Annotated in this window: 12 protein-coding genes; all 12 read left to right on the plus strand. The window is 46.8% G+C overall.

All coding sequences use genetic code 11. The features are described from left to right. The first annotated feature begins 41 nt into the window (after positions 1-41). The 12 genes from HGH90_RS09765 to HGH90_RS09820 are packed head-to-tail and all read left to right on the plus strand — an operon-like array spanning position 42 to position 17,052. Positions 42-860 carry a polysaccharide biosynthesis/export family protein gene (locus HGH90_RS09765; RefSeq protein ID WP_168764176.1) on the plus strand — a complete coding sequence of 273 codons (819 nt, stop codon included), beginning with the start codon at positions 42-44 and terminating at the stop codon, positions 858-860. A 17-nt stretch (positions 861-877) separates the two neighbouring features. Beyond that, positions 878-3,268, plus strand: coding sequence for a GumC family protein (locus tag HGH90_RS09770; RefSeq protein WP_169190975.1), 2,391 nt, complete (start codon positions 878-880; stop codon positions 3,266-3,268). Positions 3,269-3,318: 50 nt separating this feature from the next. Beyond that, complete coding sequence (locus HGH90_RS09775) at positions 3,319-4,632, plus strand: nucleotide sugar dehydrogenase (protein WP_168764174.1); 1,314 nt, start codon at positions 3,319-3,321, stop codon at positions 4,630-4,632. A 48-nt stretch (positions 4,633-4,680) separates the two neighbouring features. Continuing rightward, positions 4,681-6,198, plus strand: a complete 1,518-nt coding sequence (locus HGH90_RS09780; RefSeq protein ID WP_168764173.1) for an oligosaccharide flippase family protein — start codon at positions 4,681-4,683, stop codon at positions 6,196-6,198. After that, entirely contained in the window at positions 6,198-7,292 is a 1,095-nt protein-coding gene (locus tag HGH90_RS09785) for a polysaccharide pyruvyl transferase family protein (RefSeq protein WP_168764172.1), read from the plus strand. The genes HGH90_RS09780 and HGH90_RS09785 overlap by 1 nt, the downstream gene beginning before the upstream one ends. 6 nt (positions 7,293-7,298) lie before the next feature. Next, positions 7,299-7,847, plus strand: a complete 549-nt coding sequence (locus HGH90_RS09790) for a serine O-acetyltransferase (RefSeq protein WP_168764171.1) — start codon at positions 7,299-7,301, stop codon at positions 7,845-7,847. Continuing rightward, positions 7,838-8,995, plus strand: a complete 1,158-nt coding sequence (locus tag HGH90_RS09795) for a glycosyltransferase family 4 protein (protein WP_168764170.1) — start codon at positions 7,838-7,840, stop codon at positions 8,993-8,995. Before HGH90_RS09790 ends, HGH90_RS09795 begins: the two co-directional genes overlap by 10 nt. Before the next feature lie 4 nt (positions 8,996-8,999). Continuing rightward, on the plus strand, positions 9,000-10,373 hold the full coding sequence (locus HGH90_RS09800) for a hypothetical protein (RefSeq protein WP_168764169.1): 1,374 nt from the start codon (positions 9,000-9,002) through the stop codon (positions 10,371-10,373). 6 nt (positions 10,374-10,379) lie between these two features. Further along, a complete protein-coding gene (locus HGH90_RS09805) occupies positions 10,380-12,512 on the plus strand; it encodes a glycoside hydrolase domain-containing protein (protein WP_169190976.1) in 2,133 nt (710 codons plus the stop codon). A 12-nt stretch (positions 12,513-12,524) separates the two neighbouring features. Then, positions 12,525-13,487: a glycosyltransferase family 4 protein gene (locus HGH90_RS09810; RefSeq protein WP_168764167.1), complete on the plus strand. Its 963-nt coding sequence runs from the start codon at positions 12,525-12,527 to the stop codon at positions 13,485-13,487. A gap of 4 nt (positions 13,488-13,491) precedes the next feature. Further along, the gene (locus HGH90_RS09815; RefSeq protein ID WP_169190977.1) at positions 13,492-14,859 is read left to right on the plus strand and encodes a hypothetical protein; all 1,368 of its coding nucleotides are present in this window, start codon (positions 13,492-13,494) and stop codon (positions 14,857-14,859) included. A gap of 15 nt (positions 14,860-14,874) precedes the next feature. Continuing rightward, positions 14,875-17,052: a bi-domain-containing oxidoreductase gene (locus tag HGH90_RS09820; RefSeq protein WP_168764165.1), complete on the plus strand. Its 2,178-nt coding sequence runs from the start codon at positions 14,875-14,877 to the stop codon at positions 17,050-17,052. The last annotated feature ends 9 nt before the right edge of the window (positions 17,053-17,061 follow it).

Genomic DNA, 17,061 nt, shown 5'->3' on the forward strand with positions numbered 1-17,061 from the left:
CCCTTATTCATTACTAAACCAGCAACTAGAGTATTTATAATATGTGTGAGCGATCTATCAGAGATTTCAAAGGAATTATTGTTTTATTATCAGGAGTCATCACTTTATTGGTCAGCTCCTGTTCAGCGCCTAAAAATATAACTTATTTCAAGGACGTACCGGACACTGTCAGGCAACATGAAATTCAACAGGCGGCTTATTCAACGCCCCTGATCCAGGTGGATGATATCTTACAGGTGACCATCCAGACATTGGACCCTACCGCTACGGCAATGCTGAATCAAGCCAGCGCCCCCATACCGGTAAGTGGCAATACTACTTCTTCTGCAGCTGCACCCGCTGCTATAAGTGGTTACCTGGTAGATAAAGACGGGTATATCGTATTGCCCCTGATAGGGAAAATAATGGTACAGGGTAAAACCACCGACAGCGTAAGAGAAAATATCAAAGCGGTAGCCGCTACCTATTATAAAGACCCGGTAGTGAACGTACGCTTTGCCAATTTTAAAATAACGGTATTAGGAGAGGTAAACAGGCCATCTACCTACGTGATGCCCAATGAGAAGGTAACCTTACTGGATGCACTGGGCGCCGCAGGCGATCTGACCATCTACGGAAAAAGAGAAAATGTGCTGCTGATCAGGGATAACAACGGCAAGAAAGAATTTATCAGGATGAACCTGAACCAGAGCAATATCTTTTCCTCTCCTTACTTTTTCCTGAGACAGGGAGATGTAATATATGTAGAGCCCAATAAGGCCAAAGTATCCAGCACAGACTTGGCGCAGGTAAAGCGCATTTCTATCATGGCATCTGTTCTATCACTGTTGATCGTAGTGGTGTCGAGAGTCAAATTTTAAATTTTTAAATGGAAAACATGCCAGAGCACATCTTTAAAAATCAGGGCGCCCATTTAAATGGGCACGAGGCCAGGGAGCCAGAGAAAGACAATGGTATCAGTCCCCGTTATATACTCGATACCCTTATGCGGCATTGGTACCTGTTTGTCATCTTTGTGATCATTGGAGTAGGCGCCGCATGGCTGTATCTCCGCTATGCCACCCCAGGCTATAAGATCAGCGCCAAAGTATTGGTGAAAGATGACCAGAAAGGTGGTGACATCCCCGGCCAGGAAATACTCCAGCAACTGGAAGTGTTTTCTAATAAGAGCAGTGTCGACAATGAAGTAGAGATATTGACATCACGTACACTCATGCAGAAAGTGGTCAACAACCTGCAACTAAATACTTCCTACTTTGTAGAAGGAAGGGTAAAGGAAACCGAACAATACGGTAACCTCCCTTTTGCACTGCAATGGCTTTCCCTCAAAGATACCATTATGAAAACCTCCTATGTGGTATCGCCGATAGGAAAAGACAAGTTTGAACTGTCTGGCGAAAAAGGCACCCGTACCGCCTCCTGGAATGATACCCTTCATCTCCGTGAGGGCGTCGCCAAGTTTGTGCTTACCGGGATACCCTTTACAAGATATGCATATACTGTGAAAGTAGCATCTGTAGATGAAACGACGGCGAACTATCAGCTCCTGCTGGATGTACGTATTCCGAATAAACAGGTAAGCACCATCGACCTGACCCTCAATGCCAGGGTCCCTGAAAAAGGAGAGAAAGTGCTGAATGAACTGCTGACAACTTACCTGAAAGCCAGCGTGGAAGATAAAAACCGTATTGCCGACAGTACTATCGCCTTTATCGATAACCGCCTGGTGATCGTTACCCAGGAGCTGTCGGGCGTGGAAAAAAATATCCAACAGTTTAAACAAGCCAATGAACTGGCCGATATCGAAGCCCAGTCGAAATTACTGGTACAAGGTACCGGCGATGCCCGCAAACAACTGCTCGATCAACAGGTACAGCTGAACGTAGTAGAATCGCTGGAAGAATATATGCGCGATACGGAAAATAGTAAAAGGGTAGTGCCCTCTTCCCTGATTGTGCAAGACCCTACCTTCGTTGGACTGGTACAGCGGTACAATACCCTGCAGCTGGACAGGGAGCGGCAACTGATGTCCAGCACGCCTACCAACCCGGTAATTGTGACAATGGATCAGCAGTTGGCCGGTATCCGGGCAGACCTGCTGAGCAACCTGGCTTCCCTGAAGAAAGGAATTGAGGTAGGCATCGCCGAGCAACAAAAGAATGCTGGCGCCCTCGATCAAAAGATCCGTCAGGTGCCGGCCAAGGAAAGAATATTCCTGGATATCTCCCGCCAACAGTCTATCAAACAGGAACTGTACCTCTTTCTCCTGAAAAAGAGAGAGGAGTCAGCGATTTCCAAAACATCTAACCTCGCCATCGCCCGCATTATCGACGATGCCAAAAGCGATCCGCTGCCTTATAAGCCCAAACGCCTCCTCATGCTCCTGGTAGGAGTGGTGCTTGGCTTAGCGCTGCCTGCGGCCTATCTCTACATGAAGGAACTCCTGAGCAGGAGAGTGAAGAATAAACAGGATGTGATCAGCAATACGCCTGTTCCTGTATTGGCAGAAATTGGTCACAGCCCTAACAATATGATTATTACCAAAACGGATTCCCGTTCGCCGGTAGCAGAACAATTCCGCGCATTAAGGACCAACCTCCAGTTTGTGTTGTCTGATATCAGTAATAAATCAGTGATTGTTACCTCCAGTATGGGAGGGGAGGGGAAATCTTTCGTATCTACCAACCTGGCAGCCGTGTTGGCCATTTCGGGTAAAAAAGTAGTGCTGATGGAAATGGATTTACGCAAGCCCCGGATTGCAGAACGACTGGGATTGCCTAACCATGAGGGCTTTAGCACCTACGCCATCGGCAAAACTTCTATCGATGCGCTGATCAAACCATCGGGTATTCACGATAACTGTTGGATAATCAGTTCCGGGCCTATTCCGCCCAATCCTACCGAATTGTTCCTGCAGGCCAGAACGGAAGAGTTGTTTAAAGAACTGAACGAACGCTTCGATTATATCATCATCGACTCCGCTCCGATAGGACTGGTTACCGACGCGCAGATCCTGGGCCGCTATGCAGATGCCACACTGTACCTGGTACGTCATGGCTTTACTTTCAAGCAACAGCTGCAGATCTCCAAAGATCTTTACCTGCAGCGTAAGCTGCCAAGGCTCAACATCGTGATCAACGACGTGAAAAATAACAGTGCCTACGGATATGGTTATGGATATGGCTACGGCTACGGATATGGAGAAGAAAGCCAACGCAAGGGCATCCTCGGAAGACGGAAAAAGAAAGCGGTGCTGGATGGAAAGTAAATAAAACAGTATCACAAGACCTAAAAAAATAAAAGAGGAATAAATATTTTATGGTGAAGATTAACAACAGCGTTGAGAATATCCACCTGGCCGTTATTGGCCTTGGCTATGTTGGTTTGCCGTTAGCAATAGAATTTGGCAAAAAATACGATGTATTAGGATTTGATATCAACAAGGAAAGAGTTCAGGAATTGGCTGCAGGCAGCGATCGTACCAGGGAAGCCAATATGGAAGACCTGACTGCGGTAATGGCCCTCAAAGCCGATAAGAAATCTGATATCGGGCTCTCTTTTTCTTCCAGCATTGCTGAGCTGAAAAAATACAACACCTTTATCGTTACCGTGCCTACACCGATAGATGAGTTTAAGGCGCCAGACCTGGGGCCGCTGATCAAAGCCTCCGAAATGTTGGGAGGTATACTTAAAAAAGGAGACCTGGTTATTTATGAGTCAACCGTATACCCCGGTTGCACAGAAGAAGATTGCGTACCGGTACTGGAAAAAGTATCGGGACTGAAATACAACACCGATTTTTTTGTAGGCTATTCCCCGGAAAGGATTAATCCGGGCGACAAAATAAATACCCTCACAAAGATCCGGAAAGTAACCAGCGGCTCTACCCCGGAAATTGCCGATAAAGTAGATGCCCTGTATGGTTCTATCATTGAAGCAGGTACCCACAAGGCGCCCAGCCTGAAAGTGGCCGAAGCTTCCAAAGCGATTGAAAATGCACAGCGCGATGTAAACATTTCATTTGTGAATGAACTGGCGCTGATCTTCGATAAAATAGGTATCGATACCAATGATGTTATTGATGCTGCCGGTACCAAATGGAATTTTCTAAAGTATAAGCCAGGATTGGTAGGCGGTCATTGCATTGGCGTAGATCCTTATTACCTCGCACATAAAGCAGAATCGGTAGGCTACCATCCGCAGGTAATCCTTTCCGGCCGCCGGGTAAATGATCATATCGGCCACTTTGTAGCCAATAAAGTAGTGAAACTGATGATCGATAAAGATCATAAGATCAAAGGATCCAGGGCGCTTATTATGGGCATTACCTTCAAGGAAAATTGCCCGGATGTACGTAATACCCGCGTCGTAGACATCTACCACGAACTGCAGCAGTTTGGGCTGAATGTAGATATCTATGATCCCTGGGCTGATCCGGCAGAGGTAGAAGAAGAATACGGCGTAAAAATATTAAATGCTATAGATAAAGCAGCGGTATATGATGCCATTGTTGTGGCGGTTGCCCATAAAGAGTTTTTAACCTTTGATTACCTGAAATACAGGCGTAACAACGGGGTCATTTTTGATACCAAATCTTGTGTAGACAGAAGCCTGGTGGATGCCAGGCTGTAGAACCGGTAACCAACATATAGGTATAAGTAAATTGTAAATTGATAGTTGATGTCAATGAAAGGAGTGAGCTATGAGATGTCGCTGAACCTGGGGACTAACTTTTTAGCTTTGGTTTTAAATATTCTATTAGGACTGGTAGTTGTACCGTTCTATATAGCTAAGATTGGTGTAGATGGCTATGGTATTATAGCGTTGGCTACTTCTTTCAGTTCATACCTGTCTATTATAACGATTGCTATCGACGCATCGGTAGGCAGGAACTTTACGCTGGCAATGAGAAAGGATGATCATGCGTCTTCCAACGCTATCTATTCATCCTCTATTATCTCAGCTTTGCTGTTGATTGTTGCCATCTTACCGTTGATCGGTTGGTTCCTGTATAAAATAGACAGCCTGGTGAGCTATCACGGACATACCGTGAACGAAATGAGGTGGGTGTTTGTCGCTATCATTACCTCCTTCGTACTCACCTTTATCCGCGGGTTATTCCTGGTACCGGCTTTTGCATCGAATAAAATATACATTCAACGCATTATTGCCATCCTGGAAATAGTGGTCAGAACGGCGCTGGTATATTTATTACTCAATGCTTCAGCCCAGCTAAGCCTGATAGGGATAGCCTTTTTCCTGGCATCGCTGGTATCATTTGTGGCCGCTTTGATCTGGATTATCCGGAAGTTCCCGTTCCTGAAACTGCGGGCTTCCAGCTTTGATAAACAGATCGTGAAGTACGTAGGATCTATGAGCTTTTGGTTGGTCATTAACCAGATCGGTACATTGCTCTTTATTAATATTGATATCATCTTACTGAATCATTATTATGGACCTACAGCTACCGGGGAATTCAGTACAGTAGCGCAATGGCATACCCTGTTGCGCTCTTTCGCGGGGGTGTTTGTGGCCATCTTTACGCCGGTGGTATACAAGTATTACGCAGAGAAGGATTTTAATAACCTGCTGAAATTCTCGAGGTATTCTGTGGTGGCCATGGGAGTAGTGCTCGCAATTCCTATCGGCATTATTGTAGCCTATTCGGATGTGATACTGAAACTTTGGATTGGTGAGCGGTTTGTTCATTTTTACCCGTTGATGATCCTGCTGACAGGCCATTTGATATTTAACCTGTCGGTGCTGCCGATACTATCGATCAATGCGGTATACAACAAAGTAAAAATACCAGGACTCACCTCTTTTTTTTGTGGAGGGCTTAACCTGGTACTTGGCATATTGATCATCAAATATTTTGATTTGGGTATTTACAGTGTAGCCATAGCATCCGCTATCCTGCTTACTTTAAAGAACCTGATCTTTTCCCCTACTTATGCTGCTAAGATATTAGAACAACGTTTTTGGTTTTATTATCCCAGCATAGGCCGGGGAATGGCATTATTTCTATGGGTATTGCTCATGTCGTGGGGTTGCAGGCATTTCCTGGTACCCGGTTCCTGGGCGGCGATGTGTGTATCATGTGCACTGATTGGACTGGCAAGCATACCCTTCGCCTGGTTTGTAACATTGAATAAAGACCAGCGATTATTAATTGAAAAACTTATAAGGAGAAGGTAATGAAGAAGGCACTGATAATTAATGAGGGATTTTCTAATAACCTGGGCGACCAGGCTATCAGGGAAAGTATGACCAGCTTATTGCGGGATAGTGACTTTAGTACGGAGTTCGCCTATTTTACTAATCCGCGGTTGGCGCGATTGCCCGAATATGATTACCTGGGCGCCGCGGCTACCGGCAATGTAATAGCGCCTATGTCGCTCAGCAGTAAAGTAAGATTGAAATTGGCTTTCTACTATTGGATCGGCATCAACTATAACGCTATCCGGAAGAAATTATCAGAAGGGGCATATGATGTGATCGTTATAGGAGGTGGACAGTTGATAGAGTCATCTGGTAAAGACTATCCCAGCAGGTTTTCTATTGCTTTATACTGGTGGACATATCTGATTAAAAAGTTCAGCCAGGCTAAGATCTATATTATCGGGGTTGGCGTTGGCACAACGTTCAATGCCAAAGAAAAAAGCCTGTTTGCCAAAGCCTTATCCCAGGTAGACCTGATATGGGTGCGGGATCAGTTTTCCAAAGTACGCCTGCAGGAACAATTTGGTCATAAAGCCATCGTGACACCGGATATTGCCTTCTACAGCGGCAAAAACAGGATGGAGGAAGCAAATCCCAACCGGAAAGCACTGATCGGTATTACCAACTACAAAGAAGTTTTTTCTAAGTATAACAAACTGGCAAAGTCGAGCGAAGCCTATTACGAAGAGTGGTATGCGGAAATAAATAACTACCTGCGCCAGGGGCTAACGGTGGAACTGTTTTATACCACCATTACTGACGCGGCAGAAACCATTGCCTTCCGGGATTATATACGCAGTAAATACAATGTAGAAATTCCCGTCGCTAAACTGGCCTCTATCGAGGATTTGAAACAGCTATATAAGTCAGCATCAGACGTGTATTCCGGGAGAATGCACGCCCTGATACTGGCCATGAAACACCAGTGCAAGGTAAAGGCCTACCTGATTTCACAGAAACTGAAATCCTTTAACGAGGAGTATATTTCTTCCGGCACGCAAACAATTGAATATAGCAAGAAGATCCGGGGCACATTCAACGACCTGATGATTGATAATATTAAACTATAGGATAGCATGAGCGCCTGGAAGCTGATAAAGTCAGATTTGTACCGATATCATGGAAGAACCGGTGGAAAAGATTTACTGAAAGGATTTTTCCTGATAGAGGGATTCCGGTATATGTTTTTTTTCCGGTTATGTGCTGGCAGTAAAGGGTTGCTGCGGCTTTGGTGGCGCCTGTTTCTCCGGCATTATGCTTATAAGTATGGATTCCAGATACCACACACTACCCGCATAGGAAAAGGTTTTTATATCGGGCATTTTGGTACGGTGGTGATCAACGGAAATGCCAGCATTGGTGATAATGTAAATATTTCACCAGGGGTGATTATCGGGCAGGTGAGCAGGGGGCGGCTAAAAGGAGTACCTACAATAGGCAATAGAGTATGGATAGGTTCCAATGCAGTGATTGTGGGAAATATTACGATAGGAGATGAAGCACTGATTGCGCCTGGTGCTTATGTAACCATGGATGTGCCTGCCGGCTCGCTGGTAATGGGCAATCCGGGTGTGGTTTCACCAGGTAAAGGCGTAGAAGGTTATATTTTGAATGAATGCAGATGATGAAAAATGTATTAATCATATCTTATGAATTTCCACCCATCATTGGTGGGGCGGGCGTATATGCGCACGACCTGGCAATAGGGCTGGTGAAAAATGGGCATAAGGTGAGCCTGCTGACCTACAGCACCCCCAATAACCGGCAGTTCCTGGCCGATTTTGGGAAAAAATACCAGGTGGCTTGTTATACGATACCCGCCAGAAAAATTATTCACTTTTACCTGCTTTACCTAAAATTTAAGGAGATACTGAAACAGGCATCATTCGATACCATCATCTTTAGCGATGGCCGCTCAAAGAAGATGGGAGCCCTGTTTCAGTCTTCGCTAAAAGGTATCCTGGGACGGTCGGTTTCTATTCTTCACGGCAACGAGAAAAATAGTTTCTTCGAAAAGCCTTCCCTGGCACTGAGATTGTTTGGCATGCAGAAAAGAATGCTGAATTTTTTCCTGCAACAAAAGAAGATCATTGTGGTGAGTGAGGCAGAGCTCAGCATATGGCAGCAAACACCGCTGAAAAACCAATTGCACTTAATCAGGCACGGTATTGACACTGATATCTTCCAACCCAGAACAACGGCAGAAGTAACGGTGCTGAAAGCCCAGCTGGGTATTGATAAAGAAAGACCCGTACTGCTCAGCGCGTCCAGGATCGTAAAAGAAAAAGGACAGGAAGTGGTGCTGGAAAGCCTGGATAAAATATTGCAGTCGGTGCCAGATTTACTTTTTGTGATTGTAGGCAATGGTGATCATTTGCCGCAACTGCAGCAGATGGTGGCTGCACGTGGATTGCAAAACCATGTGGTTTTCGCAGGTGGCGTGTCCAGGGATATATTGTCTACCTACCTCGCTGTTTGCGACCTGTTTATTTTGCCCAGCCAGTATTATGAGTCATTCGGATTGGTATACCTGGAGGCCGCGGCTTGCGGTAAAGCAGCTATTGCAGGCAACCGGGGAGGCACCAATGAAGCGGTGGTAGACGATGTAACCGGGTACCTGGTAGATCCATTGTCGAGAGAAGCGATTGCCGACAAGGTGATCAACGTATTACAAAATAAGCCGCTGAGAGAACGTTTACAAACCAACGCCCTGAAAAGAGCGACCGCCGAATTTTCAAATATGCGCATGGCGGAGCGGATAATAAATTTTTGATCGGATGATAAGGAACCGAAGCGCCCATATTAATATTTTATGCCTGCTGAACTTCGTTTTTGCAGGAATAGCCGGCATCGTATCTGTTAGCCTGGCTACTTTCCTGTTTAACGTATTGTTGGTGCTGTTTGGAATGGGCTGCATTCACCTGATGGCTAAAGACGCAGTAAAACGACAATCATCCTATACGATCTTCCTGTCTTTTTTCCTGGTGTACGGTACTTATATGATGATTACCAACCAGCTCTTTGTACAGGACCCATTCAAGGATATCTTCTATGCAAAGGATTCGGTAACCTTCTATACGTACGTCGACAAAGTATCAGGTGCGGGCAGCATCGGCGAAATCGGAACTTACTATCGTAACGACTTCTTTGCGAACGACTGGAAAGGATTTGCCTATTTTTCTACTGTGGTAGCCTTCATTGCAAAAGGTATAGACATCAACTCCTTACTGCTACAGAAGTTACAGATTGTGGCCTGTTCCAGCGCCATACTGGTTATCCTCTATAACCTGCTGGCCAATTATATCACGGACGAATACAGTGTGCGGATGACCGTTATATACGGCTTCCTTTCCTATAACTTCTTTTATTCTGCCATTTACCTGCGGGATGTGCACATAGGCTTGTTCTTCGGGCTTTATTTCCTGTTGATCGTTTTCCGGAAAGGGTTTGCAGGCATCTTTTACGGCCTTTTGCTTACCGTTGTGATCTTTTTCTTCCGGCCTGAACACGGTTATTTTTCTGTGTCTTTTCTGTTCGCCTATATTTATTTGCTGGTAACAGATAAGAATAATGTAACGGCCAATAAATTTAAGATTCCCATCCTGATTATGCTGGCATTACCGGCACTCACACAGATTGCGGTGCTGCAGGAAGGGCTCAATACGATACAGAATACGAGCGACAGCTATCGTGATTTCTCCTCCTCCAGCGCGGGGCTGGGCTCCTTTGGCAGCATGTTGCTTCGCCTGCCTTTTGGGGTGAGACATATTGCGGTGGGCCTGTTTTCTCAAACGCTTCCCTTCCCGTTCTATTCGGTTTGGGAAGAAAATCTCTTTTTCATACCCTGGTCTGTTGCCGCGGTATTCTGGTTTGTGGTGTGGGTAGTGATTATTTACACCAGCCTGGTAAAGCCGAGGAACCCGTTATTCCAGTTTAAAGAATTGAATATTTTATTTGCGATTGCCATCCTCTTGATCCTGGGTGCCAGCGCAAATGCAGATACACGAAGAATTATGTCGGTATACCCCGTTGTCTTTGTCATTTTTTCGGGGGGCATTTTATCACTGGCTAAAGCAAGACGAAAGCAACTCGTTGCCCGGGGATTGTTGTTTTATTTCACCCTGATTTTTGCTTACGCCTTAATAAAATAAAGAACGATGATGCGCAAAATTCTTAACATAATATGCTCCGGCGGAACCCGATACGCGAAGATGTGTATCATCATCGCGGGTTGCCTGATGACTTCCTGTGCAGACACGTTTTCCCAAAATATTGCAGACAAGGCGGCGATTGCTGTTACGCCGGCGCCGAACTATACATTGACGAAAGACAAGAGCCAGAAAGAAATGCTGACAGATGGCCGATACGCCAGCGTACTTTCCTTTTGGAAGGATCCCGCGGCACTGGGTTGGCAGAATGTGAAGCAGGTGACCATCGACTTCTCTTTTGATAAACCGGTACAGGTATCCCGCGTTAACCTGAATACTGTAACGGGGCAGAAAGCAGAAGTGAGTATGCCACTCAGCGTGCTGGTATTTATCAGTAACGATCAGCAGCAGTGGCAGTTCCTGGGCGATATGACGGAGCAATCTGGCGCCAAAGATGAGTATTATAAAATTATCCCGCTGTCTTTGAAGGGACTTCAGGCCAGCGGCAAGTATGTGAGAGTACTGGCTATTCCGAATGGCAGCTACTTTTTTACAGACGAAATACAAATAATAGCCGGTAAAGATAATGCCGGGAAAGCCGGCGCCTATAAAACTGTAAGCGATAACGACCTGCCGGGTTTTATTAAGACCTGCCGGGATGCAGCTATCGGCAAGCGCTTTTCAAATGAGGCGAGCAGTGCAGCGGTAGCCAAAAGCGCGCCACTGTCGGTGATGTCGGCTACCACTTCCGGTCAGTCGGGTGTTACCCTGGTACCGCTGGCGTCGCCGTTTTCGCCGGACCTGCAGGCGGTAAATAGCCCTGTTCCAATAGAAACGTTTAAGGGACTGTCGTCCTACAGCGGATGGCTGATCTCCAACCCTGGCAGCCAAAGCGCCACCGTTACGTTGTCATACACCAGCAGCGCCGCAGATCTGGGCGTAAACGTGTATTGGGCCAAACCGGTGAAAAGCCGCGATTTTAAAGTGATCCCCGATGCCCTGATGGAACTGCAAAGCGGCGCCTCCGTTGAACTCGCGCCGAAGGAAAACCGCCTTATCTTAATGAAAACCCAGGCTAGAAGCGCGGGGAATGGCAAGGTAACACTGAGCATAAAAGACCCGCGCCATACAGCCAGCAGCGAGCTGCCGGTTAGTGTGGGCAATGCCTCTTTATCGGGCTATATGAACCTTCGCCCCGACGTAAACGTATGGGCCTATTTTAGCGATCCACTGCTCCAGGGCCGCGAAGCTAGCGCAAGGCAGGATTTGCTGAATCACTATGTAAATACCTTCGTGATTCCGCCAGGCATATTGCTGCCCAATGTGCCGGTTGCCAGCAACCAGAAATTACAGGCTTACCTCCAATACATAAAAGGATTTGATAAGGTATTACTTTACCTCGATTTCTCTGTGAATGCGAAGTCCGGCTTCCTATCTGATGCCTGGAAGCAATCTTTCCTTACCTGGTACGATGCGTTGATGAAAGCTATTATGAGTGCCGGTATATCCGCAGATAACGTATACCTGTACCCGTTTGATGAAGTGAAACCCGCGCAGCTCAATACTTTCCAGCAGTTTGCCGACTGGATTAAATCTGCCCGGAAAGACGCCCGCATTTTTGCCACTATTTCCAATGCCGGTACTTTAAAGTCGATAGGCAACAACCTGGATATCTGCCAGCTGTTTTGCAGCCCTAATATCCTACGGGAGAAGCAGCAAAACTATGCACCCCGTGGTAAAAACTGGCTATACGATATTAAGAAACCTACCAAGTCGCTGTCTCCCTACGGCTATTACCGGTTAATGGCCTGGAAGGCATATGCCTCGGGTATTACCGGGATCGGCTTCTGGCAATATGCCGATGTAGGGCATGAAGCTAATGCCACCTCCGTATGGGATGATTTTGATGGTAAGTCGGCCGATTTTGCGGTGATCTACGATGACGGCAATAAGGTATTATCCAGCAGGAGATGGGAAGCTTTTAAGGCAGGTGTGGAAGATTATATGCTGTTATCGGCCTACGCCCGGAAAGCGGGGCAGCAGGCGGCGATGGACTTGTGCCGCAATGTGCTGGCCAACGAAGGCCAGGCCCAGGCAGCAGAGGATGCCAGGAAGAAAATGATTAAAACACTGGGAAATTAAGATGAATAAAAGATGAGAAAACCGGCACTATTGATATTGGCTACCATGCCGCCTCCCATTGGCGGAATCACGATGCACATCAAGCGGCTGCGGCAGTTCCTGGATGGTAACGGTTACGATTATACGTTTTCAGATATCAGGAGAACCAAACCTGCCGACACCTTGAAAAGTATCTGGCAGCACCGGTTTGTTCATTTTCATGTGTCCAATCCCCTGTTGAGATGCGCACTGGTAACAGTCAGTACCTTGCTGGGCAAGAAAGTGGTATTTACTTACCATGGAAATGTGGGACAATATAATGCCATGAAAAACCTGGCCGACAACTGGTCGTTCCGCCTGGCTTATCAGCCAATTGTACTGAACCAGAGGAGCATGGAGCTGGGCAGCAGGATGAATAAACGTACCCGGTTTATCCCGGCATTTATACCGCCAGGGAAGGAGGAAGCGCTGCCGGCAGCTGTAAAGGAGGTGGTATTGCAACAACACGCCCGCCTGGTTTGCGCTACCAATGCATCCAGCGTTTCGAGGGATAAGCAGGGACGGGAAATCTACCAGGTATCGTTGCTGGTAAAAATATTCAACACATGGCCGGAAGCGTGTCTGATCATTTCCGACCCGTCGGGCAGCTATAAAAGATATTTTGCCGAAACAGGAGAACACCTGTCGGATAATATCATACTCATTGACCAGCCGCATAGTTTTTTCGAAGTGCTGAAAATGTCGGATGTGTTTTTACGGATCACCACCACGGATGGTGATTCTTTGTCGGTGAAAGAAGCACTGTACCTGAAGAAACAGGTGCTGGCAACAGATGTGGTAAACCGCCCTGCCGGCGTGCAGCTGGTACCGCTCAACGAACAAGCCATAGAACAGGCGATCCGTCAACTTAAAAAAGGAGATAATAATATACCAGGAGTTCATTTAAAGAATGCAGCCGCCGAATTATTGGAGCTGTACCAGGAAGTAATCAATTAGCTGTATGAGTTTAATCGTTTTTGTTAAAAAGAATCTGAATATAAATAGTCCTTTGATCGGGAAGGCTTTGTCGCTGATCCCCTTTGAAAGCAGACCCGGCGTGGGAAGTGTGTACCAGCGCAGGCGGTCGGATATTGAGAGCTATGAGGCCCTGGATATAGAAGGAAAGCGGGCATTTATATTTCAGCGCTTTCGTAACATATTAAACTATGCTTATGAGCAGGTACCGTTTTATAAATCCTACTACGATCAAAAAGGATTTTCTCCGAAGGAAGTACAATCTTTTGACGATATACAACGGGTACCCGTGATCAATAAAGAGATACTGAAGCGATATGCTGTGGAAGAAAGAACGGCCGACATAAAAGATAAGTACATCGCTAATACCGGTGGATCTTCCGGTAACCCGCTTTCGTTTTATGTATCCTCGAAAATGATTGCCAACGAATGGGCGCATATGCATCATATCTGGGAACGGCTGGGATATAAACCAAGCAGCCTGAAATTGACCTTTGCGGGCAGAAGTGAGTTTAAGAAAAACTGCGTGGAATATGATGCCTTGCGTCATAGCTACGGGGTAAATATTTATGAAGACCTGAAATTGTGCGCGGCAGAGCTGAAGAAAATTCTGAAAAGGCAGCGGATTGAATACCTGCATGGTTACCCCAGTGCGCTGTATGAATTCAGTTTGTACTGCCGGGATCATGACCATGAATTGATCGGGCTCCTGAAAAAGAACCTGAAAGGGGCTTTCCTGAGCTCGGAATACCCGATGCCCTTATTCAGGGATACACTGGAGAAGGTATTTGGCATACCTACTATTTCCTGGTACGGGCATACAGAAAGATGCGTATTGGCCTACGAAACGGAGAAGTTTGTATATACGCCTTTTCAGACCTACGGATATACCGAGGCGTTAGATAATAACGCCGGCAACGGTACACAAAACCTGGTAGGTACAGGGTTCTATAATATGGCTTCTCCCTTAATCAGGTATGATACCTACGATGAAATCAACGATGCAAAGTCAACCCATGGGGTATTGCAGTCATTTTCCATCGCAGGGGGAAGGGCCGGCGAGTTTGTGCTGGATGCAAAAAACAAAAGGATTCCTTTGACAGGGCTCATTTTTGGGCGTCATCACCGGTTGTTCGATATGTGCTCGCATCTCCAGATTGCTCAACGGCAGCCGGGAGAGGCGACGATTCTGTATGTACTGTCTGACAGTATCTCCGAATTACAACACCCGGAAAAATTATTTGATAGCAGTAATGTAGATATACGATTTGAGTTTAAGTTAATTGATCGTCCTATTAAAACCGTTTCAGGAAAGGTAAACCTGTTGGTGAACCATGCTGAAATAACAAACTAATAAACTATTGAAGCAATGAAACAATTGATCCAGTCTTTCAAAACAGGAGAAACCATATTGGAGGATGTGCCAGCGCCGGGTATCAGCCGGGGTTGTGTACTGATCCAAACTACCCGTAGCCTGGTGTCGCTGGGAACAGAGCGTATGCTCGTGGAGTTCGGGAAAGCCAACCTGATCCAGAAAGCGCGTCAGCAGCCTGACAAGGTAAAGCAGGTATTGGATAAAGTGAAAACGGAAGGTTTAATGCCTACCCTGGAAGCTGTATTTAATAAACTGGGACAACCACTTCCTTTAGGATATTGTAATGTGGGAAAGGTAATTGCCGTAGGAGAAGACGTACGTGACTTTAAAATAGGCGACCGCGTGGCCTCCAACGGGCAGCATGCGGAATTTGTATGCGTACCACAAAACCTGGTGGCAGCCGTTCCCGATAACGTATCGGATGAAGAAGCGGCGTTTACCGTGATTGGTTCTATCGGGCTGCAGGGTATCCGGTTGTGCAATCCTACCCTCGGTGAAACAGTGGTGGTAATCGGCCTCGGCCTGATCGGTTTAATGACCGCAGGCTTGCTGGCAGCCAATGGCTGCCGGGTCATAGGCGTAGATCTCGATGCAAAGAAAATAGCACTGGCGCGTGAAAAAGGTATTATCGGTATTAATCCCCGGGAAGGAACAGACGTGGTAAAAGCCGTGATGGACCTCACTGGTGGCATTGGCTCCGACGGTGTTATTATCACCGCCTCCGCCAAAACAGATGATATCATTTCCCAGGCTGCCCAGATGAGCCGCAAGCGTGGTAGGATTGTGCTGGTAGGCGTAATCGGACTCAACATCAGCCGGGCAGAGTTTTATGAAAAAGAGCTCACCTTCCAGGTATCCTGTTCGTATGGGCCTGGCCGTTATGACGAAAATTATGAGCAACGTGGCCAGGATTATCCATTGCCTTTTGTGAGATGGACGGAAAAAAGAAATTTCGAAGCCATACTCCAGGCCATCAGTGCCGGGAAGCTGGATGTAGCTTCTTTGATCACCGAGCGGGTGCCATTGGCAGAATACCAGAAAATATACGGAGACATAGGGCATAGCAATGCTATTGCCTCCATCCTGGTATACCCGGAACAGGCCACGGCGGAGCGGGTAGTACAGGTGATTCCGGGCGCTTCCTTCAAAGGCTCCAAAGGCGTTTTTGGCATCGTGGGTGCGGGTAATTTTACCAAGATGACCATGCTGCCAGCCCTGGAAAAGGTAGGCGCCAATATTAAATACATAGCCAGCGCCGGCGGCGTTACCGGTACTGCCCTGGCCAAAAAGCATAAGATCGCCTACAGCACCACCGATTACCAGGAACTGCTGCAGGATGCAGATACTGACGCCGTGCTAATCACCACCCGTCATAACGCGCACGCAGGTATGGTAACAAAAGCCCTGCAAGCTGGTAAACACGTGTTCGTTGAAAAGCCGCTGGCACTCAACCGGGAAGAACTGGAAAGAATTGTGGCGGCGTACAACGGATCTGTAACACTCACCGTAGGATTTAACCGCCGTTTTTCGCCGCATGTGCAAAAAGTAAAACAACTGGTAGGCAACACGCCCATGAATATCATCGCCACGATGAATGCGGGCGCTATCCCGGCCAACGTTTGGGTGCACGACATGAAAGTAGGCGGCGGCCGTATCATCGGAGAAGCCTGCCACTTTATAGACCTGATCACCTATCTGACCGGTAGCAAGGTGAAGGCCGTTTGCATGAATGCCATGGGCACCAACCCGGCAGAAAATACAGACAACGCCTCCATTTTACTGCAATATGAAAACGGTTCCACCGGCGTAATCAACTATTTCTCCAATGGATCCAAAACATACGCAAAGGAAAGGATAGAAGTGTATTCACAGGAACGGACAGCGGTCATCGATAATTACCGGGTCACCGAAGGATACGGGTTTAAAGGGTTCACCAAATTGAAAACCAGCATTGATAAAGGGCATAAGGCCCAATTCGGCCTGCTGACAGAGCGTATCAAAAATGGCGGCGCGGCACTCATTCCTTTTGATGAAATCATCAATACCACCCTGGCCAGCTTCGCCGCAATTGATAGCCTGAAGCAAGGGAGGTGGGTAGCTGTAGAGCCTATAGGCGCTGCCGCGAAAACCCGCACGGAGAAAGCGGAAGAGAGATCCATAGCAGTAGTATAGATTCGTCTG

Origin of the sequence: Chitinophaga sp. Ak27, from assembly GCF_012726295.1 — a bacterium.
Taxonomy (GTDB): Bacteria; Bacteroidota; Bacteroidia; order Chitinophagales; family Chitinophagaceae; genus Chitinophaga.